Source organism: Rhodoglobus sp., assembly GCF_053580035.1.
On record NZ_JBMDVL010000003.1, the window covers coordinates 66513 to 91292 of the forward strand.

At 60.9% G+C, this 24780-nt stretch carries 22 protein-coding genes and 1 tRNA gene; 14 read left to right on the plus strand and 9 right to left on the minus strand.

Going from position 1 to position 24780, the window contains the following annotated elements:
• Position 1: 1 nt before the first annotated feature.
• Positions 2–1465 carry an aldehyde dehydrogenase gene (locus ACOH1Z_RS11205; RefSeq protein ID WP_449648574.1) on the minus strand — a complete coding sequence of 488 codons (1464 nt, stop codon included), beginning with the start codon at positions 1463–1465 and terminating at the stop codon, positions 2–4.
• Between the two features lie 121 nt (positions 1466–1586).
• On the minus strand, positions 1587–2087 hold the full coding sequence (locus tag ACOH1Z_RS11210; RefSeq protein ID WP_449648575.1) for a MarR family winged helix-turn-helix transcriptional regulator: 501 nt from the start codon (positions 2085–2087) through the stop codon (positions 1587–1589).
• A gap of 147 nt (positions 2088–2234) precedes the next feature.
• Here ACOH1Z_RS11210 and ACOH1Z_RS11215 point away from each other — a divergent pair, with 147 nt between their 5' ends.
• From ACOH1Z_RS11215 to ACOH1Z_RS11225, 3 genes are all read left to right on the plus strand, one after another.
• On the plus strand, positions 2235–3479 hold the full coding sequence (locus ACOH1Z_RS11215) for a cytochrome P450 (RefSeq protein WP_449648576.1): 1245 nt from the start codon (positions 2235–2237) through the stop codon (positions 3477–3479).
• 21 nt (positions 3480–3500) lie between these two features.
• The gene (locus tag ACOH1Z_RS11220; protein WP_449648577.1) at positions 3501–4871 is read left to right on the plus strand and encodes a pyridoxal phosphate-dependent decarboxylase family protein; all 1371 of its coding nucleotides are present in this window, start codon (positions 3501–3503) and stop codon (positions 4869–4871) included.
• A 66-nt stretch (positions 4872–4937) separates the two neighbouring features.
• On the plus strand, positions 4938–5285 hold the full coding sequence (locus tag ACOH1Z_RS11225; protein ID WP_449648578.1) for a cupin domain-containing protein: 348 nt from the start codon (positions 4938–4940) through the stop codon (positions 5283–5285).
• A gap of 25 nt (positions 5286–5310) precedes the next feature.
• Here the strand turns inward: ACOH1Z_RS11225 and ACOH1Z_RS11230 are convergent, their stop codons facing one another.
• Positions 5311–6018 carry a type 1 glutamine amidotransferase gene (locus tag ACOH1Z_RS11230; protein ID WP_449648579.1) on the minus strand — a complete coding sequence of 236 codons (708 nt, stop codon included), beginning with the start codon at positions 6016–6018 and terminating at the stop codon, positions 5311–5313.
• Between the two features lie 110 nt (positions 6019–6128).
• Between ACOH1Z_RS11230 and ACOH1Z_RS11235 the strand changes: the two genes are divergently transcribed.
• Together ACOH1Z_RS11235 and ACOH1Z_RS11240 are read left to right on the plus strand one after the other, a co-directional pair.
• Positions 6129–7475: a glutamine synthetase family protein gene (locus ACOH1Z_RS11235; RefSeq protein ID WP_449648580.1), complete on the plus strand. Its 1347-nt coding sequence runs from the start codon at positions 6129–6131 to the stop codon at positions 7473–7475.
• Positions 7476–7549: 74 nt separating this feature from the next.
• Positions 7550–8134, plus strand: coding sequence for a dienelactone hydrolase family protein (locus tag ACOH1Z_RS11240; protein WP_449648581.1), 585 nt, complete (start codon positions 7550–7552; stop codon positions 8132–8134).
• A gap of 91 nt (positions 8135–8225) precedes the next feature.
• On the opposite strand, the gene ACOH1Z_RS11245 is transcribed toward ACOH1Z_RS11240, so the two are convergent.
• A complete protein-coding gene (locus ACOH1Z_RS11245; protein ID WP_449648582.1) occupies positions 8226–9035 on the minus strand; it encodes an acetoacetate decarboxylase family protein in 810 nt (269 codons plus the stop codon).
• 143 nt (positions 9036–9178) lie between these two features.
• Here ACOH1Z_RS11245 and ACOH1Z_RS11250 point away from each other — a divergent pair, with 143 nt between their 5' ends.
• Entirely contained in the window at positions 9179–10675 is a 1497-nt protein-coding gene (locus ACOH1Z_RS11250) for an APC family permease (protein ID WP_449648583.1), read from the plus strand.
• A 93-nt stretch (positions 10676–10768) separates the two neighbouring features.
• Here ACOH1Z_RS11250 and ACOH1Z_RS11255 read toward each other — a convergent pair whose 3' ends face one another.
• Positions 10769–11629, minus strand: coding sequence for a sulfurtransferase (locus ACOH1Z_RS11255; RefSeq protein ID WP_449648584.1), 861 nt, complete (start codon positions 11627–11629; stop codon positions 10769–10771).
• 116 nt (positions 11630–11745) lie between these two features.
• Positions 11746–13290: an amino acid permease gene (locus tag ACOH1Z_RS11260; RefSeq protein ID WP_449648585.1), complete on the minus strand. Its 1545-nt coding sequence runs from the start codon at positions 13288–13290 to the stop codon at positions 11746–11748.
• Positions 13291–13508: 218 nt separating this feature from the next.
• Between ACOH1Z_RS11260 and ACOH1Z_RS11265 the strand changes: the two genes are divergently transcribed.
• The 6 genes from ACOH1Z_RS11265 to ACOH1Z_RS11290 all read left to right on the plus strand — a co-directional run bounded on the left by ACOH1Z_RS11265 (position 13509) and on the right by ACOH1Z_RS11290 (position 20802).
• The gene (locus ACOH1Z_RS11265) at positions 13509–14876 is read left to right on the plus strand and encodes a glutamine synthetase family protein (protein ID WP_449648586.1); all 1368 of its coding nucleotides are present in this window, start codon (positions 13509–13511) and stop codon (positions 14874–14876) included.
• Positions 14857–15606: a gamma-glutamyl-gamma-aminobutyrate hydrolase family protein gene (locus ACOH1Z_RS11270; RefSeq protein WP_449648587.1), complete on the plus strand. Its 750-nt coding sequence runs from the start codon at positions 14857–14859 to the stop codon at positions 15604–15606. The genes ACOH1Z_RS11265 and ACOH1Z_RS11270 overlap by 20 nt, the downstream gene beginning before the upstream one ends.
• Complete coding sequence (locus ACOH1Z_RS11275; protein ID WP_449648588.1) at positions 15603–16964, plus strand: aldehyde dehydrogenase family protein; 1362 nt, start codon at positions 15603–15605, stop codon at positions 16962–16964. Before ACOH1Z_RS11270 ends, ACOH1Z_RS11275 begins: the two co-directional genes overlap by 4 nt.
• Positions 16965–16997: 33 nt before the next feature.
• Positions 16998–17786, plus strand: a complete 789-nt coding sequence (locus ACOH1Z_RS11280) for a 3-oxoacyl-ACP reductase (RefSeq protein ID WP_449648589.1) — start codon at positions 16998–17000, stop codon at positions 17784–17786.
• Entirely contained in the window at positions 17786–18529 is a 744-nt protein-coding gene (locus ACOH1Z_RS11285) for a FadR/GntR family transcriptional regulator (RefSeq protein WP_449648590.1), read from the plus strand. Before ACOH1Z_RS11280 ends, ACOH1Z_RS11285 begins: the two co-directional genes overlap by 1 nt.
• 68 nt (positions 18530–18597) lie before the next feature.
• On the plus strand, positions 18598–20802 hold the full coding sequence (locus ACOH1Z_RS11290; protein ID WP_449648591.1) for a S9 family peptidase: 2205 nt from the start codon (positions 18598–18600) through the stop codon (positions 20800–20802).
• Between the two features lie 28 nt (positions 20803–20830).
• Here the strand turns inward: ACOH1Z_RS11290 and nadE are convergent, their stop codons facing one another.
• On the minus strand, positions 20831–21655 hold the full coding sequence (nadE, locus tag ACOH1Z_RS11295) for an NAD(+) synthase (protein WP_449648592.1): 825 nt from the start codon (positions 21653–21655) through the stop codon (positions 20831–20833).
• 112 nt (positions 21656–21767) lie between these two features.
• Between nadE and ACOH1Z_RS11300 the strand changes: the two genes are divergently transcribed.
• Positions 21768–22040: a hypothetical protein gene (locus ACOH1Z_RS11300; protein ID WP_449648593.1), complete on the plus strand. Its 273-nt coding sequence runs from the start codon at positions 21768–21770 to the stop codon at positions 22038–22040.
• A gap of 31 nt (positions 22041–22071) precedes the next feature.
• On the opposite strand, the gene ACOH1Z_RS11305 is transcribed toward ACOH1Z_RS11300, so the two are convergent.
• The gene (locus tag ACOH1Z_RS11305; RefSeq protein ID WP_449648594.1) at positions 22072–22464 is read right to left on the minus strand and encodes a VOC family protein; all 393 of its coding nucleotides are present in this window, start codon (positions 22462–22464) and stop codon (positions 22072–22074) included.
• Positions 22465–22729: 265 nt separating this feature from the next.
• Between ACOH1Z_RS11305 and ACOH1Z_RS11310 the strand changes: the two genes are divergently transcribed.
• A complete protein-coding gene (locus tag ACOH1Z_RS11310) occupies positions 22730–24607 on the plus strand; it encodes a threonine/serine exporter family protein (RefSeq protein WP_449648595.1) in 1878 nt (625 codons plus the stop codon).
• 85 nt (positions 24608–24692) lie between these two features.
• On the opposite strand, the gene ACOH1Z_RS11315 is transcribed toward ACOH1Z_RS11310, so the two are convergent.
• Positions 24693–24769: transfer RNA gene (locus ACOH1Z_RS11315), tRNA-Met, on the minus strand.
• Positions 24770–24780 lie beyond the last annotated feature (11 nt).

The following is a 24780-nucleotide window of genomic DNA, read 5'->3' on the forward strand; positions in this document are numbered from 1 at the left end:
ACTATTCCTTCCATCCGTTCGGTGAAACCACCGTGTTCTTTACATCTGCGTAGAAATCAAACGACCAAGTGCCGCCCTCGCGGCCAACCCCCGACTTCTTGGAGCCGCCGAAGGGGGCCCGCAAGTCGCGCACGAAGAAGCAGTTGACCCAGATCGTGCCGGCCACCAGCTGCTTGGCGATAACGTCGGCGTGCTCGCGGTTGCCCGAAACGAGAATGGCGGCGAGACCGAATTCGGTGCCGTTCGCCATGTCGACGAGTTCGTCATCCGTCGTGAAGGTCTGCATCGTCAGCACCGGCCCGAAGACCTCCTGCGTGACAATTTCACTGCCGACCTCGGGGTTCTTGACGAGCGTCGGCGAGAAGTAGAGCCCGCCGAGTTCAGCGTTGGGGCCGCCTCCGAAGAGGATGTCTGCTCCGCCTTCTTTCGCGCGATCGACGAATCCCTTAATGCGCTCGAAGTGCACGCGGTGAACCTGCGGACCGATGTCGGTCTCGAGGTCGCGCGGGTCACCCTGGCGCAGGGTCGCGACCTTGGCCTTGAATGCTTCGGCAAAGGCATCCGCAATGTTCTCGTGAACAAGAATGCGCGTGCCCGAGAGGCAGACCTGCCCAGCGTTGTCGTACTGCTCAACCGCGAGGGTAGCCGCGAGTTCAAGGTCGGCGTCTTCCATCACGATGCAGGGGCTCTTACCGCCGAGCTCGAAGCTGCACGGAGTGAGGTTGTCAGCGGCCGCGCGGGCAATCGACTTGGCCGTCGGCACCGAGCCGGTGAACGAAATGCGGCTGAGGTCGGGGTGGGCGACAAGCGCGGCGCCCGCTTCTTTTCCGTACCCCTGAACGACGTTGAACACGCCGGCGGGAAGGCCAGCTTCGGCGGTGATGTCGGCGAAGAGGGAGGCCGTGAGCGGCGTCCATTCGGCCGGCTTCAGCACGACCGTGTCGCCAGCGGCGAGCGCCGGGGCGATCTTCCACGTGGCGAGCATCAGCGGTGCGTTCCACGGCGTGATGAGCGCGGCGACTCCCGAAGGGTCCCACGAGACGTGGTTGTTGTGGCCTCGAGTTTCGAAGTCGGGATGCCCGAGGTCGTTCACGAGGTAGTCAGCGAAGAAACGGAAGTTGTGGGCCACTCGCGGCATCACGCCGCGCAGGTGGCTGCGCAGCAGCGCGCCGTTGTCCATCGTCTCAACGTTGGCGAGGTCGCTGACACGTTCTTCGACGAGGTCGGCGATCTTGTGCATGATCGCTGCACGGTCCTGGGGGCTGGTGGCAGCCCAGCCGGGGAAGGCGGCGCGAGCGGCGGCGACGGCCAGGTCAACTTCGCGTTGACCGCCTCGGGAGATCTCACCGAGTGCGCTGGCATCGATCGGTGACACGTTGGTGAAGGTGTCGTCTGAGGCGACGCGTTCTCCATTGATGAAGTGCCGCGTATCGACGGTCACTCCGGCTACTTCAACGTTGGTCATAGTGTTCCCGTCTCGAATCGCTCGCCGTTAAGTCATTCGGATGCTAATGACTTACCTTAGCGAGTGATTCGAGCCCAAACAAGAGTTCGGGGCATTCGGCAACTAAAAAACCGCGGGAAAGCTAGTTCTTTGGCTCGACACCAGCGGTAATCACTCGAAGCATCTCCGCGAGCTCTTCACGCTTGTTGGGATCTACGGGGCCAGTAACGGCCTGCTCCTGCAGGTTGAACGCAGGAAAAAGCTCCACCATCAGTTCGCGGCCGCGATCAGTGAGCTTCACCACAACTAGACGACCGTCACTGACGCTGCGAGCGCGAGTGAGCCAGCCACGACGCTCGAGAGTGGAGAGAACGCCGGTGAGAGTGGCTTTCGAAAATCCTCCTTCGAGCGCGATCTGGCGCGTCTCGATGGGCTCCCAAATCCACGTGACCCACAGCACAACAAAAGCCGTCCACGACAGGTTGTGCTCAGAAAGCACCGTGCGTTCAAAGTGGTTCCGCACGGCGTTCGCTGCGCGAAACAGATTCGAAGCAACTGCCATCGCCGAGTAGTCCAGCGGTAACCCGCCAACTTTCTCCTGCACTTGACGCTCTGTTTCAGTGAGTGTGTGTGGTCCGGCCACGGAGGGTCCCCTCGCTCGCATTTAGCTGTCGTTACTCTATCCAACCCCCGGCGTTCAGAAAGTTTTTGTCCGCATCGCTCGCAGAATCGTGACGATGTGGCATATTGTTTGTATCCAAACAACCCACGGAGGATTGAGTTGACTTCAATGGCGAACGTCACCCTGGCAGACCTAGATCTGTTCGAGAACGGCACACCCTGGAACGTATTCGACAAGCTTCGAGCAGAGGCACCCGTGCACTGGTCGGAAGAACCGGCGCCCAACCACGGCTTCTGGTCGCTCACTCGGTACCACGACATCGTCTCCGTGTTGCGAGACACCGAGACGTTCTCGAGCGAACGCGGAACCGTCAACCTCGAAGAACTCGACGCTGACCAAATCGAAGCACGCAAATCGATGCTCGAAACCGATGGCGTTCGTCATCGTGCGCTGCGTCGTCTCATGCAGGGCGAGTTCACCCCTCGGGCGGTTGCGGGCTACGAGACCTTCCTCCGTGGTCTCACCGCCAGCACTCTCGATGCGGCATTCGCGAACAAAGAATTCGAATTCGTTGACCAGGTCGCGGCCGACTTCCCCATCCGTGTGCTCGCCAAAATGCTTGACGTGCCAGACACCGATATCTACAAGCTCATTGACTGGGGCAACCGGATGATCGGCAACGACGATCCGGAACACGCCGATGTTCTCGCGAGCTCCGCTGAGAGCGAGCAGTACCGGCTCTTGCCGTTCCGCTCCCCCGCCGCCCTCGAAGTGTTCGAATACGGCAACGCTCTTGCCAACGAACGCCGCGGCAAAGACGGCACCGACCTCGTCTCGCGCCTCGTCAATCAGACGCCAATGGACGGCAAGGAACTCAGCGAGCGCGACTTCAACAGCTACTTCCTGCTGCTCGTCGTCGCCGGCAATGAAACCACGCGCCACACGATCACTCACTCCATGAACTACCTCATGGACAACCCTGACCAGATGGCTCTCCTGCAGGAAAAGCCCGAGCTGATCCCCTGGGCTGTTGAAGAATTCCTGCGCATGGCCAGCCCGGTCTACCACTTCCGTCGCACTGCGACGAAAGACACCGAGATCAACGGCCAGGCCATCAAAGAAGGCCAGAAGGTCGTCACGTGGTTCGCTGCAGGCAACCGTGACCCCGAAGTGTTCGAAAACCCATACAAGATGGATGTCACCCGTAACCCCAACGAGCACATGGCATTCGGTCGCGGAGGCCCGCACATGTGTCTCGGAAACTCTCTTGCACGGCTAGAGATCCGTATCATGTTCGAGAACCTGTTGCCCCGGATCTCCGGAATGACGAAGCTCAGTGAACCTGACCGTCTGCGCAGCAATTTCGTCAACGGAATCAAACGACTCCCGGTAAGCGTCGAACTAGCAAAGTAGGCCCATGAGCGAGGTAGTCACATGAGTGAAGTTCGGCCACAAGGCAGACCACACGCAGTATGGGGCGACGAGACTGAAGTAGTACAGCTCGCCCTCGACTGGACCGCCAAGCGAATGGTTCGCGAAACCGACCCACTGTCGACAGCACGGCCTGCAGCCGAGTTGGCGGCAGCGGTCGGCGACGCGATCCGCCCGGAAGGCATTGGTGGCGCAGAAGCACTGCGCATTTTTGACGAAATTCTTGAGCCAGCAACTCGCGCTCAAGATGACCCGCTCAACCTCGCCTACATTGCTGCCGCTCCCACCCGAGCTGCAGTCGCCTTCGACCTCGTCACGAGTGCGGCCAATATTTTTGGCGGCCTCTGGGAGTCCGGTGCTGGCGCAATCTTCGCCGAAAATCAAGCCCTTGAGTGGATCATCAGCCTGCTCGACTGGCCAGACACCGCCGGCGGCACGTTCGTCTCTGGCGGCACCTCCGGCAACCTCTCCGCGCTCATGACCGCGCGCGAAACGGCCAAGACTCGTCGCGGCGGACGCCCGGCCGGCGGTTGGCAACTTGCCTGCACCACGAACGCTCACTCATCGATCAACTCCGCCGCGAAAGCGCTCGACGTTGACGTCGTCGATGTCCCCATTGACGAGCGAGGGCACATGACCGGGGCAGCCCTGCGGGCCGTTCTCGAACAGTCACCCAACGTCTTTGCTGTCGTGGCATCCGCTGGAACAACCAACGAAGGCCTCGTCGACGACCTTGCCGACATCGCCGAAGTGTGCGAAGAGTTCGGTGTGTGGATGCACGTCGACGGCGCCTATGGCGGTGCAGGGCTCGCAGCCCCGAGCATCCGCCACCTCTTCGACGGAATTGAACGGGCAGACAGCTTTATCGTCGACCCCCACAAGTGGCTCTTTGCGCCCTATGACTGTTGTGCCCTCGTGTATCGCCAGCCTGAGCTAGCGCGCGCCGTACACTCCCAGCACGCCAGCTATCTGGATGCGATCGACCGCAATGAGTGGAACCCAAGCGAGCTCGCCCTGCACCTCTCGCGTCGCGTGCGCGGGCTGCCGCTGTGGTTCAGCCTCGCCACCCACGGCACCGACAAGTATCGAGATGCCATCGAAAGCTCGGTGACGACGGCGCGCGAAGTCGCCCGTGCGATTGAGGCGACCGACTACCTCGAAATCGTGCGCGAACCCGAACTCTCGGTGCTGCTTTTTGTGCGCACTGGCTGGACCGCTGAGCAGTATTCCGAGTGGTCTAAACAGTCTGCGCACGACGGCGTCATCCTGTGCGTGCCGACCTCCTGGCGCGGCCAAAGCGTGTTGCGGCTTGCTTTCGTGAACCCTGACACCGAGACCGTCACAGTGATGGCGGCCCTCGAAACGCTGCGCTGAGGCGGCCCTGCGGTAGCTTTACCCTAGGGCGCAGTGCGGCGACCCGAGCAGGAAGGGCGTCACGAAATGAAGACAACGGTTTCTTTGACTGAGATGGCAGCGACGGAATTGGCGAGTGCTGTCGCGTCGAATAATGGGCGCAGCGCCGTGACCATCTGCGGTGGACGCGATGCCCAGCTCCGACAGACCCTAATGGCCCTTCGCGCCGGTGAGGGCCTCTCCGACCACTCCAGCCCCGGAGAAGCTACGTTGCAAGTTCTCCTTGGCCACATCACGCTGCGCACCGCCGACGAGTCGTGGGAGGGCACGCCAGGTGATCTCCTGCCGATCCCGACCGCGCTTCATGCCGTGGACGCGCTCGAAGATTCTGTGTTTCTCCTCACCGTGGTCAAAGCTCAACCGTCAAAATCCTGAAGACTCTTTTGTCGCGATCGTGCTGTTAGCCGAGCTTGGCTACGCGGTCGAGGAAGGCATCAACGAGTGCAGCAGTGCGCTGGCCCGCGACCCCTTCTTCCGCGCGCGTTTGCGCGATCATGGCCGCAGGGTTCTGCCCGTCGGCGACCACTTCGTCGATGCCGCCCTGATCGAGCCAGCCCTCGAGAATCGCGGCGTTGAGCTCGGGATGAAACTGCACGGCAAGACTGCGGCCGTAAGTAAATGCTTGAGGCGCAACCGGGTTGCGGGCAATTTCGACGGCGCCGGCGGGCATCGTCCACTGGTCATAGTGAAACTGAAACCACGGGCCATTCGATACAAGCGAGGTGTCGTCACTGTGAATCGCCGTCCAGCCGATTTCGGCCTTCTCGCCCCGCGCTACGGTGCCGCCGAGGGCGCGAGCAATGAGCTGTCCTCCGAAGCAAATTCCGAGCACCGGGATGTCCGCCTCGATAGTCGCACGCACCCAGTCAAGTTCCGGAGCCAACCAACGGCCGATGCAGGCGTCATCCCACGCCCCCCACGGCGCACCCATGGGAATCACAAGGTCGTATTGCGACACATCCGGAAATTCGAAGTCCACATTGGGGTTATCGAAATTCTCCTCGGCGACAACCATGATTTCGTCAATCTCAAAGCCGCGCTCACGCAGTCGATCGCCGACTGGGCCGCTGGCGGTGACGTGATCGTGTTGCACCAAGAGAGCTCTCATCTGTGTACCTTTCAGGTAAATTTCTCGCGATGAGTGGACAGCCACACCGCTATGTGGCTTAGTATCTCACTAATCGTTCAGTGCCGAACGATTTATTTTTCGGAGGAAGAATGACTCTCGACATAGCAGCGCTTCAAGCAGACTTGCAGGCAAAAGGGATCGATGTTCTGCGCCTGATTTTCCCGGACGTGCTCGGAATTACCCGCTCAAAAGATCTTCTCGTCAGCCAACTGCACCACAGCAAGTCACCGCTGTTTTGCCAAGGAGTCTGGGTCACAACCACGGGCGGCGATGTGCTCGATGGCAACGACATCATGACATCCGGTCTTCCCGACCTTCTGACCCAGATCGACCCGAATACGCTGACGATGATGCCGTGGGAGCCTGGTGTCGCGATGGTGGTCGGTGACGCCTTCAACCCCGACCACAGTGTCAGCGAGGTTGCGCCCCGATCCGTTCTGCAGAGTGTGATCGCCCAATACAAAGCCATCGGCCTCACCCCCACCCTCGGCCCAGAGCTTGAGTTTTATATCGCGAATTACGACGAAGAGAACGGCTGGAGCCGCAGCCTCAGCCGCACCGGTCGCGTCTACACAACCGGCGAAAGCGTCGACCCAGGCGGACAGTTTCTCCACCTCATGCGCATGCTCGACGGTATGGATATCGGTGTCTTCGCCGGCAACCACGAATTCAGTCCCTCGCAGTACGAGATCAATCTTTGGCATTCCGAAGCTCTGGATGCCGCCGACCGAACCTTCCTCTTCAAAACGGCAGTCCGCGACATCGTCGCTCACACTGGCAAGCACGCTCTCTTCGTTGGCAAGCCGTGGGACGACGAAGGCGGAAGTGGATTCCACCTTCACTTCTCGGTCGTCGACGAACAGGGAAACAACATCATGTCGGATGGCGGGCAAGGCCTCTCGGAGGTCGCCAACCACATGATTGCTGGCATCCTCGAAAACGCCGGAGCCATCGCAGCGCTCTCGAACCCCACGGTAAACGCCTACAAGCGACTTGGACCAGACACGCTCGCTCCGTACCGCGCCAACTGGGGCCACGATAACCGCAGCGCAATGCTGCGAGTTCCGCCCGAGCGCGGCGCCGGCACCCGACTCGAAATGCGACTCGGGGATGCTGCCGCAAACCCGTACCTGCTCATCGCCTCCGTTCTGGCCGCCGGCCTTGACGGCATCACACGGAGCCTCACAGCCCCAGCGCCGGTCGCAGGATGGGCGTACGAAGACAACTCCGCCCCCATCCTGCCGATGTCGCTCAAGGCCGCTCTCGACGCCTTAGACGACGACACCGTTATGCGAAGCGCAATGGGCAGCACAATCATCGATGTCTTCAGCGTGCTTAAGCGTGACGAAGTGCGCCGCTACGAAGACTCAGTCGCCGACAACAACACCCGCGACGTAAGCCAATGGGAGATCGACGAGTACTTCGCCGACTACTAAATCGCTAGCGCGAATGTGTGTCTGCGACGCCCGCCTCTTGACAGAGTGTCAGTCGTCGCAGGCACACTGCTTTCATGACAAATATCGCGTTGTTTCACTCCGTTCTTGGCGCACGCCCTGGCTTTGATGATGCGGCCGAGCGGCTGCGAGCCGAGGGTCACAACGTCACCGCTGTCGATCAGTACGATGGCCGCACCTTCGACTCGTATGACGAAGCGAGCGAGTTCGCCGAAGCCATTGGTTACCCAGCGCTCATGAGTCTCGCCGCGCAGGCCGTCGAGCACCTGCCTGATGGTTTCATCACAGCAGGGTTCTCCAACGGTGGCGGCATGGCGGAGTACGTAGCGACCCAGCGAAATGTGGCTGGAGTTCTGATGTTCTCGGGTGCGTTAGATCTGTCGATGCTCGGCGTCGACGCCTGGCCCGCCGGGGTTCCCGCTCAAATTCACTACGCGCTCGATGATCCTTTTCGCAGCCAGGCCGAGATAGACGCGGTCACGCAATTGGTGCGCGCTGCGGGAGCGCCAGTCGAGGTGTTCGACTATCCGGGTGCCGGCCACTTGTTTACCGACAGCTCCCTGCCAGCAGAGTTTGACGCAGAATCCACTGAACTGCTGTGGTCCCGTGTGCTGCCGTTCTGCGCGTCGCCTCCGGCCTAGCGCGTAGCGTTCATTTTTCTGGTCCCGGGCTCAATAACGCACGAAGCCCCGCCGAGCAGGTCGGCGGGGCTTCTCTTGGTACTAAAGAAACTTAGATCGCCTGTGAGCGGTCCTCTACGAGTTCGCCACCATTGAACGTGACACCGATCTCGCGATAGTAGCCGCCGAGAATCTCTTCGACGGGCAGAATCGAGTGCAGTTCATCCCACTGCGAGTCACCCAAGTGAAGTTCCGCATCGCCCTTCCAGGTTTCGCCGATCTCAACATCAGTGCCACCCATGGTGATGAGCTGGTCGAGCGACATGCCGGCATCCTTGCTAATGGATGGCATGAACCGGCTGTGCAGCATCTTGTGCCCGTTGACAAAACCATTGCTCTCGGCAGGCTCGCGCAGCGTAACAACCGCGGACGCGAGGCGGTGATCGTAGGCCGCGATGGAGGCACCGAATTGGCCGCCGTTCTCGAGCTTTGGCGTTGCCTTGCCGGCATTGAACACCCGCGTGACCGCGATGTTGCCGAGCTTCTTGGGGTAACCCTGGAACCAACCACGGCCGATGGCGAAGTCTTTGTTCACCCAAATGGCGACGCAGCGGCTGTACACGATGCCCTTGTGCGAGCAACGCACAACCATGAACGCTTCGAGATACTGGGCGCGCACGGGGTCTAGCAGCTCGAGGCCGCCAGTGCTGCACGATTGCCAGTCAGCCCAGACGATGGCAACGGCGCCAGGCTGCTCAGGGGCAAGGTCAATATCGTCAGGAAGAATCGCGCGCACGTTTGCTGGATCGGTCAAATACTCGACAGTGAGTAGCGTTCCCGAGTAGTACCAGGGCATCTTCGGCACGAGCGAACTTGACCCTTGCGGGGTGAGCGGGGGAAGGAATCCTTTGAGTTCGGTCATGCGCCAGAGTGTAGCCCAAAACGGTTCGTATCCGAATGAATTTCCTAAATAGCTTGACTAAGACACCCTGTCTTCGCCATTGTTGTACCCAACTCGTTCGGATACGGACGACATTGATTGAGAACTCAACGAGGAGTTTCACCATGGCGCTTGACCAGAAATCCCAGGAAAGCCCCGATCGGACCCTGCGCAAAGGGCGACTCGGCGTAATCGGAATTGTCTTCTTTGTTGTGGCAGCAGCCGCACCGCTCGTCGGAATGACTGGCGCGGTACCCGTCGCCATCGTTCTTGGCAACGGAGCAGCAGCCCCCGGTGCTTACCTATTCGCGGGAATCATCCTTCTCTTGTTCAGCGTCGGCTATGCCGCGATGAGCCAGCGTGTAACCAACGCCGGAGCTTTCTTCGCGTACATCGGGCGCGGACTCGGTCGCAACGCCGGAATCGCAGGATCATTCGTTTCGGTGCTTGCCTACCTCACGATTCAGCTCGCAATCTACGGCTTCTTCGGCGGCGTCATGGCCGGCCAGGTCGGGCTGCTCCCCTGGTGGGGCTGGACACTTCTCGCCTGGCTCGTCGTTACCGCGCTCTCACTGGCGCGAGTCGACATCGGAGCCAAGCTGCTCGGTGTGCTGATGCTCGCCGAACTTACGGTGCTCATCATCGCGGCCGTCGCGATCCTCGCCGATGGTGGCCCAGAAGGGCTCAACTGGGCAGCATCCTTCTCCCCTGACCTGATTCTGGCCGGTGGCCTTGCCGGTTCCGCCGGAATCGCATTCGCCTTCGCCTTCGCATCGTTCATCGGATTCGAAGCAACTGCCATCTACGGCGAGGAAAGCAAGGACCCGAAGCGCGCAGTACCCCGCGCTACGTACCTCGCGGTTGGCCTCATCACGGTGCTCTTCGCGTTCACTGCATTCGCACTTGTCACCGGAATGGGCGCCTCAAACGTTATCGAAGAGACCCTTGAACGCTCGGCAGGTCTCGAAGACCCCGCCGCAGTACTGTTCACCCTTGCCAGCCAATATGTTGGCCCGTGGCTCGCAACGCTCATGAGCATCCTCGTACTATCGAGCCTGTTTGCTGGACTTCTCGCCTTCCAGAACGCGGCAAGCCGGTACCTCTTCGCCCTCGGCCGCGGTGGCGTCATCGCCAGCTCAGTCGGAACCGTGAACGGTCGCGGAGCTCCTGGCCGCGCATCCATCATCGTGTCGATCATCACCGGAATCGTGATGTTCCTCTTCGCTGTCTTCCAGCTCGACCCCATCGGCAACATGTTCTTCTGGTTCAGTGGCCTCGCAGTTGTAGCGATTGTGCTGATTGAAGCGCTCGTCTGCATCGCGATCATCCGCTTCTTCCTGCAGAACAAGGGCACCGAAAACATCTTCGTCACGATGATCGCGCCGATCCTGGCCTTCATCGGTCTCGTGCTCGCCGAGTACCTACTGATGTCGCGCTTCGGCCTCCTTGCCGGTGAACTCACGCTTAATGCCGGTGTTGACCCGACGGTCACCGCATTCGGACTCAACGCCTTCGGTTGGTTCCTCGTGCTCTCCCCATTCATCGTTCTCGTGATCGGCTACATCGTGTCGCTGACCCGCAAGAACCTCAACGAAGAACTACTGCAGGACGTTATTTCCTAACCTCTGCGCACGAAGGGCCTCGACACTGCGGTGTCGGGGCCCTTCGTAGTTAACAGGACAGGTGCGGCGTTGCGAGCTACGCAGTGGTTCGAGTTACGGGGTAGCGCCGGTCGCGACCGGTCGCTCGGGCTGGTTGGCCCACGCCGACCAGGAACCAGGAAAGAGCGCCGGTCGGAAGCCAGCAACGGTTAACGCCAGAGCATCGTGCGCCGCCGTAACTCCAGAGCCGCAATACACCCCAACCGCCCGATCGAGGCTGACACCGAGGGCCTCATAGCGCTCGCGCAACGTTTCGGGATCGAGGAAGTGACCAGCATCATTGAGGTTGCCCGAGGTGGGTGCGCTGATCGCTCCCGGGATGTGACCGGCTCGGGGATCGATTGGCTCGACCTCACCGCGGTAGCGCTCGCCCGCCCGCGCATCAAGCAGCACACCAGTCTCGGCAAGAGCGGCAGCGTCATCCGTGCTCAATACAGGTTCGTTGCCGGCACTCAGCGTTACCGTGCCGGGTTGAGCGTTCTTGATGTCAGCTAAACCTGCTGCGAGTGGATGCCAGGCCGCCGTCCACGCGGAAAGCGCACCATCGAGCACCCGCACGTTCTCGACACCCATGTAGCGCAGCAGCCACCAAGCGCGGCCCGCGGCGAGACTATTCCAGTCGTCGTACACAACAACGGTGTCGCCATCGTTGATCCCCCAGCGTCGCGCGACTGACTGGAAATCTGCCACAGCAGGAAGAGGATGGCGACCTTCGTGAGGTTCACCGTGACGCGCGAGTTCGGTATCAAGATCGACATAGACGGCTCCGGGAATATGACCCGCCTCATAGAGAGGTAGCCCGTCTGGTCCGCCCAAACTCCAGCGCACATCGAGAACACGAATGGGTGCTCCCCCACTGGCTGCGTCGTCGAGCAGCGTAGCGAGTTCATTCGCGGTGATGAGGGGATGAGGCATCCGATGCTCCGATCATTGGGGTGGTTCCATGATCGCACTCCGAGCAGTCATTCGCTGCGGTGAAATTGTGTTCCCGTCGACGCGACGAACGCAGCCGACGGGAACACAAGAACTCCTTAGATGCGGGGTTCGTCCCGACCGTCGGTGGCGAGGAGTTCCTCCTCGACGGCACCGCCATAGCCCTCCTTCTGAGGATCGCCGTGGAGACCGCCAGAGATTGCGTACTCCTCCTCAGGCGAAAGCACGAGACGCTTGCGACCGTAGAGGGCAAAGATGACGAGCATCACGATGTAGACCACCGCAATTGCACCGATGGCGGGGCGAGCGGGTTCGTTGATGAAGAACCCAAAGAAGATCGCCAACGAAAGAACGCCGGCGATGATCGCACCGGGAACACCCCAAGGGCTGCGGTACGGGCGGCTCGCGTTCGGGAACTTCTTGCGCAGGATCAAGAACGACACCATCTGCAGAACGTAAGCGATCACGGCACCCCACACGGCAATGTTCAGAACGATCGCACCGGCTACACCGTCGGCGCCACCGAGCGAATCAACAAGCACGAGCGCCACGTAGCCGATGATCGCGCCTACGAGCAGGGCGACCGCGGGAGTCTGACGCTTACCCGTGAGCGAAAGGAACTTCGGGTAGTAGCCAGCGCGAGACAGCGAGTACATGTTGCGCCCATAGGCGAACATGATTCCCTGCAGCGATGCGAGTAGTCCGATCAGTGCAAACAGGGCTAGAGCTGCAGCGGCCTGGTCGCCCACGATGGCGCGGAAGCCGTCGAGCAGTGGCTCGCCCGAGCTCGAAATCGTGTCGGCTCCGACGATGCCCGTGTTAAGGAACAGCACCAACAGTCCCGTGATGATCAGGGTTGTGCGTGCGATCAAACCAGCCTTGGGAATGTCGCGAACCGGGTCGTGTGCCTCTTCAGCGGCGAGAGGAAGTTCCTCAATGCCGAGGAAGAACCACATCGCGTAGGGAAGCGCGAACAGGATCGGAATCACGCCGTGCGGCAGGAACGATGACTGCCCAGGATCCGGAGCGATGTCGAACAGGTTGTCCCAGCTGAAAAGGCCGGAGAATGCTGCCATCGCCGAGAACACAAGAAGGATAGCGATCGAAATTACCGCAACAATGATCGCGAATTTGAAGGAAATCGCCGCACCCGCGGAGTTGAGGCCGATGAAGACGGCGTAGAGGATTAGCCACCAGACGGGGGTGGGAAGCGAGAAGTCCAACAAATTGCTTGTAATGAAATCTACATAGCCCGCAGAGAAGTAGACGATTACCGCGGTAGTTGCGACGTATTCGATTGTCTCAGCGAGGCCGGTGACGAAACCGCCCCAGGGTCCCATTGCTGCTCGGGCGAAGGAATACGCGCCTCCCGTATGCGGCATGGCCGAGGCCATCTCACCGATGCTGAAGATCATTCCGTAGTACATGAAGATGAGGAGTGCGAAAGCGATCAGCATTCCGCCGAAACCGGCAAAGCCGATTCCGAAGTTCCAACCGGAGAAGTCTCCTGAGATAACGGCGGCGACGGCGAGACCCCAAAGGCCCCAGATTCCGGCGGTGCGTTTGAGGGTGCGTTTTTCGAAATACCCGGCCTCAGCCGTGGTGTATTTCACCCCGGAGACGTTCAGTGTGTCTTTGGACATCCTGTTTCCTTTGCGCTCTGGTTGGGTGCAACGACGGGTCGGGCACACAACTCTGTGAGAATCCTTGCGATGACTATACGGCGATCAATGGTTGTTGACTACCCATAATCACGAGAATTTTGCCGGTTTGACGCGAGTATTGTGACCACATCCCTCGGGTATCTGTGTTCTAATGGTTGGAAAGTGCACCATTTGACTCGCTCAATGAGGAGAAGTTTATGACCGCCCACTCCGGAAACCTCACGCTCGATGAACTGTCGGCAGACGTCGCGTCCGGCGCGATCGACACAGTCCTCGTGGCATTCACTGACATGCAGGGGCGACTCGTGGGCAAGCGACTGTCGGCACGACTCTTTCTGGAGGATGCCGCCGCTCACGGTGCTGAGTGCTGCAACTACTTGCTCGCTGTAGACGTCGACATGAACACCGTCGAGGGCTACGCGATGTCGAGCTGGTCGCGCGGCTACGGCGACATGGTCATGGTGCCAGATCTGGCAACGCTTCGTCGTGCTCCCTGGCTCGTAGCCACTGCGCTTGTTACCGCCGACCTCCAGTGGCACGACGAATCGCCCGTCGCGCCCTCGCCCCGCCAGATTCTCAAAGCCCAGCTTGATCGTCTCGCCGAACGCGGCCTCGACACCTTCGTCGCTACAGAGCTCGAATTCATCGTCTTCGATGACAGCTACCGGGAGGCATGGAAGAAGGGCTACCGGGAGCTCTCCGCTGCCACCGACTACAACATTGACTACAACGTACTGGCGTCTACGCGCATGGAACCGCTGCTCCGCGACATCCGTAACGGTATGGATGGCGCCGGAATGTACTGCGAAGGCGTCAAAGGCGAGTGCAATCCTGGCCAGCAAGAGATCGGCTTCCGCTACGCCTCAGCACTCGACACCTGCGACAACCACTCGATCTACAAGAACGGCGCGAAAGAAATCGCCGACGCCCACGGTAAGAGCCTCACCTTTATGGCGAAGTACAACGAGAAGGAGGGCAATAGCTGCCACATCCACATCAGCCTGCGGGGAACGGACGGAACCGCAGTGTTTGCCGATAAGGATGCCGAACATGGCATGTCAAAAATGTTCCGCCATTTCATCGCCGGTCAACTCGCGGTCATGCGCGAACTCACTCTCTTCTCTGCCCCGAACATCAATTCCTACAAGCGCTATGTTCCGGGAAGCTTTGCGCCGACCGCGCTGGCCTGGGGGCTCGACAACCGCACTTGTGCGCTTCGCGTCGTCGGTCAGGGACACGGAATGCGAGTAGAGAACCGCGTTCCCGGCGGCGACGTGAACCAGTACTTGGCCGTCAGCGCCCTCATCGCAGCAGGGCTCTATGGGATCGACAATGAGCTCGAACTCGACGATGCCTACGAAGGTAATGCGTACACGAGCGACGTAGCCCGAGTGCCGTCCTCGCTACGGGAAGCCACCGAACTGTTCGCGGCCTCGACGTTCGCCAGGGAAGCCTTTGGCGATGAAGTGGTCGACCACTACCTCAACTACGCCGCCGTTGAGCTAGCGGCCTACGACTCGGCAGTTACCGATTGGGAAAAGGTGCGTGGCTTTGAGCGTCTCTGATCGGCCCGTTATCGGCCTGACTACCTACCTCGAACAAGCTCAGACCGGTGTGTGGGATGTTCCCGCCGCGTTTCTACCGAAGGCCTACTTCGAGGCGGTCACTCGCGCTGGCGGCATCGCGGTGCTACTTCCACCACAGCCCGTGAGCCCAGAAATCGCCCGTCGGGTGCTTCAAGGGCTTGACGGACTCATCATCACCGGGGGCAAAGACTTCGACCCAGCGCGCTATGGCCAAGAACCGCACCCGACCACCGACGAACCTCGACTCGACCGCGACGCGTGGGAAGACGAACTCGTTCGCCAAGCGCTCGATGCCGACCTGCCGTTCCTTGGCATCTGCCGTGGTGCTCAAGTGCTCAACGTCGCCCTCGGTGGCACCCTGCACCAGCACCTACCTGACGTCGTTGGCCACGGAAATTACCAGGTGGGTGGCGGCATCTTCAGCCATCTTCCCGTCGAGATAGAAGCCAATTCGCAGATCGACCAAGTGCTCGGCGGTCAAGCTGAGCCTCTTGTTGTTCCGCTCTATCACCACCAAGCAATCGATCGCCTCGCCGACGGACTCGTCGTCACGGCACGCACGAGCGACGACGTGATTGAAGCTGTCGAACTGCCGTCAGCAACCTTCGCGGTTGCCGTTCAATGGCATCCCGAGGCAGCACCAGAAGACATCCGACTGTTCGAAGGGCTCGTCGAAGCGGCGCGTCACTACCGAAAGGCTCTCGCGTGAGCACCTACACCGTCATCAACCCAGCGACTGAGGCCGAGATCGGCACAGTCGATCTGCTCGATATCGAAGCGACGGATGCGGCAATCGCCCGTGCCGCCGTCGCCCAGAAGGCGTGGGCTCGCGTCTCACCCGCCGACAAGGCGCTGATGTTGCGCCGCTTCGCGCAGACGGTAGACGGCGACCTCGAAAATCTTGCTGCACTGGAGGTCAGCAACTCCGGGCATCCGATCTCGCAGGCTCGGTGGGAAGCCGGTCACGTTCGCGACGTTCTCAACTATTACGCTTCAGCCCCTGAGCGGATGTTCGGCCAGCAGATTCCCGTGGCTGGCGGCCTCAACGTGACGTTCCACGAACCTCTCGGCGTCGTTGGTGTTATTACGCCGTGGAACTTTCCCATGACGATCGCCGCATGGGGATTCGCGCCGGCCCTTGCGGCAGGCAACGCAGTGGTGCTGAAGCCTGCTGAGTGGACTCCGCTCACGAGCATCCGACTGGGCGAACTCGCTCTCGAAGCCGGCCTTCCCGAGGGACTGTTCCAGGTTCTGCCTGGCAAGGGTTCCGTCGTCGGCGAGCGCTTCGTCACCAACCCCACCGTGCGCAAAGTCGTCTTCACCGGGTCGACCGCTGTGGGCAAACAAATTATGGCCGGATGCGCGGACCAAGTGAAACGGGTCACGCTAGAGCTCGGCGGAAAGAGCGCCAATATCGTGTTCGCGGATGCCGACCTGGAGAAGGCGGCCGCTGCAGCACCCTACGGAGTTTTCGAAAACGCTGGCCAGGATTGCTGTGCCCGCAGCCGCATCCTCGTCGAACGCAGTGCTTACGACCGTTTCATGGAACTTCTTGAGCCTGCCGTTGCTGGCGTGCGCGTTGGCGACCCCAATGATGAAGCGACCGAGATGGGTCCGCTGGTTTCAGCCAAACACTTGGCTTCGGTGCAGTCGTATGTGCCCGCGGATGCGCCCGTCGCGTTCCGCGGAAACGCCCCGGACGGGCCAGGCTACTGGTTCGCGCCCACCGTACTCACCCCTGAATCGCGCCAGGACCGCTGTGTCACCGACGAGATCTTCGGGCCCGTCGTGACGGTGCTGCCGTTCGACGACGAAAACGATGCACTCCAATTGGCCAACGATTCTGAATATGGGCTCTCTGGTTCTATCTGGACGAGGGATGTCAGCCGAGCCATCCGGGTGTCTCGCGGCGTCGAAGCCGGCAACCTGTCGGTCAACTCGCACTCGTCAGTACGTTATTCGACTCCGTTTGGCGGCTTCAAGCAATCCGGCCTCGGCCGCGAACTCGGCCCCGATGCACCACTGAACTTCACCGAAACCAAAAATGTTTTCATCGCCGTCGACTGACAAATTCACCCCTTCCCACTCAAGGAGCACCGAATGAGCATCACCCCTATCGACCTCACGCAGCGCCTCGCCGGCAAAGTCGCCGTCATCACCGGCGGCGCGAGCGGAATCGGTCTCGCCACTGCGCGCCGATTCGCTGCCGAGGGTGCAACCGTCATCATCGGTGACATGGACGAGACAACAGGTCTCGCGGCCGCTGAGCTTGTTGGTGGCCACTTCATCAAGGTCAACGTAACCAACGAGGAACAGGTGAATGCGCTGTTCGACACCACCGCCAGCACGTACGGGTCAGTCGACATCGCTTTCAACAACGCCGGAATTTCACCGCCGGAAGACGACTCGATCGTCACTACAGAGTTGCCGGCGTGGGAGAAAGTTCAAGACGTCAACCTCAAGTCGGTTTACCTCTGCTGCCGTGCAGCCCTCCGCCACATGGTCAAGCAGGGCAAGGGGTCGATCATCAACACGGCATCCTTCGTCGCTATCATGGGATCAGCGACCAGCCAGATTTCCTACACGGCGTCTAAGGGTGGCGTGCTAGCGATGAGCCGTGAGTTGGGCGTGCAGTTTGCCCGGGAGGGAATTCGAGTCAATGCACTCTGCCCCGGCCCCACGAGCACTCCCCTCCTCCAAGAGCTTTTTGCCAAGGACCCTGAACGGGCCGCTCGCCGTCTCGTCCACATCCCGATGGGCCGCTTCGCTGAGGCAGAAGAACTTGCTGCCGCGGTTGCGTTCCTTGCTAGCGATGACTCATCGTTCATCACCGCGTCGACATTCATCGTTGATGGCGGCATCAGCTCTGCCTACACGACGCCCCTGTAATGGATGAGCCGACCGGTCTCCACGGCGAGTTGCTGCTGCGCCCTGTGCGTGGGGGCAACTCGTTCGAGGAGACCGTTCAGCGCCTCCTCCAGACGGTTCGTCTCGGGCTCGTCGCTCCCGGCGAACGGTTGCCCGCCGAACGGGAACTCGCCACGATGCTCTCGGTCAGCAGAGACACCGTGCGTGACGCTATCGCCTCGCTCAGCGACGCTGGCTATTTGGTGTCTCGACGCGGTCGCTACGGGGGAACGTTCGTCAGCGATGTTCTGCCGACACATATTCCGGGAACAGCTCACGACGATGCGCTCGAACCGGCACGCGACCTATCCCCGGAAGCTATCGAAGACACGCTGACCCTGCGAGAAATTCTTGAAGTCGGAGGGGCGCGCCACGCAGCGGGTCGTGCCCTCACCCAGAGCGAGCGCGAACTGCTGTGGCTGAGTCTTGCTGAGGCGAATGCCGCCACCGATGAGGAATATCGCCGCCTTGATTCGCGCTTCCACCTTATGATTGGCGAACTTGCCGGATCTGCCTCGCTAACACCGCTCATCGCAGACGTGCGCATGAGGGTGAACGAACTACTCGACAACATTCCCTCGCTCGGCCCCAACATCGCGCACTCGAACGCTCAGCACGAGCAGATCGCTATCGCTATCCTGACCGGGCGACCTGACGCCGCGGCACAAGCAATGAGCGAACACCTAGCAGGGACTGCTCTCCTGCTACGCGGGTTCCTCGAGTAGCAGTTACTCGTAACCAATTCGGTCTCCTGTCGTGCCCGCTACTCAGAAATCGGGCATACGCTGAAGGCATGCTCACCCCACCTGAAGCCGCAAAGGTTCCTACCGAACGCATCCAGCATGGCGACCACTACGTCGACAATTACGAGTGGATGCGCGACAAAGAGAGCCCCGAGACCCTCGCGCATCTCCATGCCGAGAATGCCTTCACATCGGCCCGCACGAGTCACCTCAGTGTGTTGCAAGAGCAGATCTTTGAGGAGATCAAGGCCCGCACGCAGGAGACCGATCTGAGCGTTCCGGTTCGCCGGGGTCAGTGGTGGTATTTCAGCCGCACTGAAGAGGGCAAGCAGTACCCGATCCACTGCCGCGCACCGATCGCGGATGCCACTGACTGGAATCCCCCGACGATTGCCGAGCCTGCTGCTGGTGCGGATGCTGCTGGCGTTCCCGCCACGCTCCCGGGTGAGCAAATACTCCTCGACGACAACATCGAAGCTGAGGGTCACGACTTCTTCAGCCTTGGCTCGTTCTCGCTCAGCGACGACGGAACGCTGCTGCTCTACGGCGTCGACACTGAGGGCGATGAGCGCTACACGTTGCGCGTGCGCCAACTCGGTGACTCCGCTGCGGCAAGCACCGCGAGCAGCGCCACTGACGCGGACGCCGTCATCCGCTTCAGTGCAGCCAATGACCTGCCTGACGAGATTCCGGGCACCGCGGGCGGCGCGCTTTGGGATGCCACGGGCAAGTATGTCTTCTATACGACGGTTGATGATGCGTGGCGCCCCGATACCGTCTGGCGCTACGAGCTGGGCACTGCTGCGGCATCCGCGGTGCAGGTTTTTCATGAACCTGACGAAAGTTTCTGGGTGGGCGTTGGTCGTTCACGCAGTGGCAAGTATGTGGCGATCGAGGCAGGCTCGCGCCTGACGAGCGAGACGCGACTGCTCGACACGAGCGACCCGACCGGCGAGTTCGAGATTGTCTGGCCGCGCGAAGTTGGCGTTGAGTACGACGTCGAGCATGTTGTGGTTGGCACGCAAGATCGACTGCTGATTGTGCACAACAAGGACGCAATTAACTTCGAATTGGTCAGTGTTGCGGCGGCGGATCCCCTCGGCGAGCGCCGCGTGATCCTCCCCCACAACGAAGCAGTGCGCCTCGAGGGTGTGGATGCCTTCAAGGACTTCGTGGCAATCGAGTACCGTCGTGAGGGCCTCACTCGTGTGGCGATCGCAATCGTTCCGAAGAATGGCGGACGGTACGAAGACATTCCCCACGAGCTGAAGTTCGACGACGAACTCTTCACCGTTGGCCTCAGCTCAAACCCCGAGTGGAACCAGCCGAGCATCCGCCTCAGCTATGGCAGCTTCGTGACACCGACGATCGTGTACGACTACCTCGTAGATGACAACGAGCTTGTCATGCGCAAACAGCAGCCGGTGCTTGGCCGCTTTGACCCCGCGCTGTATACCCAACGTCGAGAGTGGGCCACCGCCTCCGACGGAACTCGCGTGCCGATTTCACTCGTCTACCGCAACGACCTTGTGGTGCCAGGAACCCCAGCACCGACCGTGCTCTACGGTTACGGGTCCTATGAGATCAGCATCGACCCCGGCTTCGCTGTCGGCCGCCTCAGCTTGCTCGACCGCGGCATAGTCTTCGCTGTCGCTCACGTGCGCGGTGGTGGCGAACTGGGTCGCACGTGGTATGAGGGCGGTAAGAAACTCCACAAGCGCAACACGTTCACCGACTTCGTGGCGTGCGCCCATCACCTCATCGACACCGACATGACCGCCAGTGACCGCCTCGTCGCTGAGGGCGGAAGCGCCGGCGGCCTGCTCATGGGCGCCGTCGCGAACCTTGCACCGCAACTGTTCTCGGGTATCCTCGCGGTCGTCCCCTTCGTTGACCCCCTCACCTCGATCCTCGATCCATCGCTGCCGTTAACGGTCATCGAATGGGATGAGTGGGGCGACCCTCTCCACAATGAGGAGGTTTACTACTACATGAAGTCGTACTCCCCCATCGAGAACGTGCACGACACCCACTACCCGCGCATCCTTGCAGTGACGTCGCTCAATGACACCCGCGTGCTCTATGTCGAGCCAGCTAAATGGGTTGCCCGACTGCGCGAAGTGGGGGCGGATGCTCTGCTCAAGACCGAGATGGCGGCCGGCCACGGCGGCGTTTCCGGTCGCTACGACGCGTGGCGCGAACGTGCCTTCAACTACGCGTGGATGGTGGATGTGACGCGGGACTCGCGAGGCTGATCGCGCGCGTCACAGGCGGACTAGCGCGCTATTCGGTCCACCACTCGTCGTACATTGACACGGGAACGGTGCGCTTGTGGCGCGTGTTGAGGTACTTCGTCTCGATCTCCACGGCGACCTCGGCAGGCACGTCGCGGCCCTCGAGGTAGTCGTCGATGTGGTCATAGGTTACGCCGAGGTTGGCTTCGTCGGCCTGGCCCGGCGTATGGTCGAGCAGGTCAGCGGTGGGAACTTTTTCGTAGAGGCGCTCTGGCGCCCCTAGCTCAACGAGAAGCTGCTTGCCCTGACGTTTGGTGAGCGCCGTGAGAGGCAAGACATCGGCACCGCCGTCGCCGAACTTGGTAAAGAAGCCCGTGACGGCTTCGGCCGCGTGGTCTGTTCCGACTACAAGGTAGCCGAGCTGCCCGGCGATGGCGTATTGCGCCACCATGCGCTCGCGAGCCTTCACGTTGCCCTTGTTGAAGTCCGTTATTGGCTCCCCCAGGGCATCCGCAAACTCGGCTGCGATGCCGTCGACGGCTCGCTGGATGTTGAACGTCACTTCGCGGTCCGCTTCAATAAAGTCGAGCGCCAGTTGCGCATCGTCCTCGTCGTGCTGCACCCCGTGCGGCAGTCGGACGGCCACAAACTGTGCCTCGGCACCCTCCGCGCGCAGCTCTGCAACGGCGAGTTGGCACAGTCGGCCGGCGAGCGAGGAATCCTGCCCGCCGCTGATCCCCAACACGAGACCCTTGGCGTGTGATGCCTTCAGGTATTCCTTGAGAAAGTCGATGCGCATGCGGATCTGCTCACCAGCGTCGATCGTGGGTTGGGTGTTCAAGTCGTAGATGATGCGCGCCTGCAACGGAGTCATACGTTAAATCTAACCCCGCGACACCTCATTAGGATTGTTCACTTTTGCTGCGCCGCGAACTAGCAGCGGGTTAGCCTGAAACTGTTACGCCCACGAAACACAGGAGCCCAGGATGATCGACCAACTACTTCGCCCCAAGGTTGCCTTCTGGGCGGGAGCTGCCCTTACGCTCGCCAGCTTCATTGTGTTTAACTTTCTGCTTCCGGCCCTGTACCTCGCCATACAGTCGATCTACTTCCCCATGACCCAGCAGTTCGTCGGGGCTCTCACCGCGGGGGTTGAATCTCTCGGCCAACTTGCACGCCTTTTCGGCCCCGCTTTGGTGGTTGGTGCGCTCATCCTTCTGAAGATCGAACGTGCGGCTGCAACAACGCCCCGCGCCTAGATCTACGAGGCTTCTGAAACTCACGCGTGAACTAGCCGAGCTCTTGCGCAATTTCCCAAGGAAGCCCTGACGGGTCAAGAAACACCGCAGTGCGGCGGCCCCACGGTCGATCAATGGGGCCGTTGACGAGGTCAACGCCCCACTCGCCCAGAGCAGCACACACGGCATCTACATCGGCCACATTCACCGTCAACATCACGGATGCCGCGGCCCCCGATTTCGCGATCGGTTCTGGTGTTACGAGCGCTGGGGCTTCCGTTCGCGCCAACACGTTGATCACGATGGCACCGATGCGCAGTGCGACCGAGACTTCGTCTTCGAAGAGGATGGGCGCCCCAAACACTGCCGTGTAAAACTCCCGAGATGCCGGAATGTTATCGGAGAACACGGTAATGGCTTCAACATTGTCAAGCGAGCTGATCATTGGTCTTACCTTTCCTTAGCAACGCAATGTCCAGAACATTACTCAGGCATGGTGGTCCCGGCCGGTTTTACATAGCTGCGCACGAATCCCGAGCCCAGGAGTGGGCACCACTTTAACCCCGAACAGCAGTTAACCGTGAGTCACGTTGACGATCGTGCAGGGGCGGGGCACACTTCGTCAATTCGTTGGCAATTCTTGGCTGTCTCGACCGATTGCGCGTACGTTTCATAGAAGCTGGTTCGCTAGAGGAGGATGTCGACTGCCTATGGGAGACTCTCTGCGCCGCCTCAGCATTGTCGTGCTTCTCGTGGTTGCCTGCGCCGGAAGCGTTCCCTCCCTTGCTGTTCCCGCTTCAGCTACCGTCCCCGTGTTAGCGGCTGCAGCGGGGAGTGCCCATTGGCCTACTCACGCCGCAGGATATGCGACGCCGATGACCACACCGGTAACGGCAATCGATGATCCGACCGATCCCGTCGCCCCCGTTCCCGGAGAGACAATCCCAACCCCCGCCCCTGTCCCTACGGGCGCACCAACGACCACTCTTCCTCCGGTTTCAACGCAGACTCCGACTCCGACACCGACAGACACTCAGGCGCCGACCCCGACCGATAGCCCAACGCCTACCGAGACGCCCGCCGTCGACGAAGCGGACGAAGTCATCCCCCTCCCGTCGGTTCCGCCCAGTATCGCGACCACAAACGTGTCGCTCACGTCACTGCTCATTGCAGTCGCTGTGCTCGCCGGCAGCATCCTTGTGCTGTGGCTTGTGCTTCGTCGACGTTCCAGCGCCGCTGCAGCCACCACCGCGACCTCGTCACTCACCCGGGCACAGCCTGCGACCGTCGTGCTCGATTCACTGGCGGATGTCGGCGAAGTCATGATCGATAGCGGCTACCCCGTGAGTATGGTGCGGACCGCCTTGCACGATGTTGCAACCGCGAACGGGTACGCCTCAGCGGAAGTCGTTGTCTTCCCGACAGCGCTGTTTGTATCGCTTGATGACAACGGCGCCACTCTTACGCGAGCAGTATCGGCCGGCGGGCAGTCCTACCTCCTCCACCAGGTAGACGTAATTGATCGCGTAGTGAAAGTGGGTCGGGTTCGTTCCGGTTCGAGCGCGTGGGTCACGCGGCAGCTGACGAAAATGCGGGAGCTCGCACCGCCATTCACCAGCGCCCAACGCGTGCTCGCCTATGCCCTCACCACCGGCGCAATCTCCGTGCTCCTTGGCTCATCCTGGCTCGGAGTCCTCATCGCGGCACTCTTGGGCGCCGGCGTCGGCACACTACTCTTACTCAGCGAACATCTACCGGCAAGCTTCAACGCCCTCGTGATCGTCGGCGCGGCCCTCGGATCGTCACTGATCGTGCTGCTGGCTGCCCGTGCCGCAGATGATCCTGGAGTCCTGCCTTCTCTGGTGGCTCCGGTCGTCATCTTGCTCCCCGGAGGTCTACTGACCACCGCCGTCATCGAGCTTGCCACCGGGCACATAATGTCGGGGTCCGCACGCGCAGCTGCGGGAGCAATGCGACTGTTGCTGCTCGCCGTAGGCATCGTCTCCGCCGCAGCCCTCGTCGGCGTTCCCGCACTCGAGCTCACCGCCACCAGCGAACCGCTGGGCCCCATCGCACCCTGGGTTGCTGTTGCCGTGTTCGGCGTCGGGATCACCATCTACCAGTGCGCCCGACCAACATCGATTCCGTGGATCCTGCTCGTGCTCTACGTTGCCTACGGCGCGCAGGTGATCGGTGACGTGCTCTTCGGCGGAGTGCTTTCCGCGCTCATCGGCGCGATCGCCATGACTCCGGTTGCCGTACTCGTGGCCAGACACCGCACCGGCCCTCCCGCGATTGTTAGCTTCCTTCCGGCATTCTGGTTGCTCGTGCCTGGCGGGCTCGGACTCGTCGGAGTCACCGAGGTACTGGGCGGAAACGATGGCAGCAGCACCTTGATCACGATGCTCGGCACCATGATCGCCATCGCCCTCGGTGTGCTCATCGGACTCGCCGCATCCAGTGCATTCCGCGATCGCAGACTGCCGAACCTTTTCGATTTCCTCGAACCTGTTCCTGACGCCGACCGTGAGACGCAACCGGTTCCGACTAAGACGCCGCGCCAGACGAAGGATCCCGAGAACACGTAAGTCGCCCAGGCACCGATCTCGCTCATGTCACTTGCGTCGCTTAACGCAAAAGTCCCGGTCTCTTTCGAGACCGGGACTTTTTACGTGGTTGCGGGGACAGGATTTGAACCTGCGACCTCTGGGTTATGAGCCCAGCGAGCTACCGAACTGCTCCACCCCGCGGCGTGCTTAAA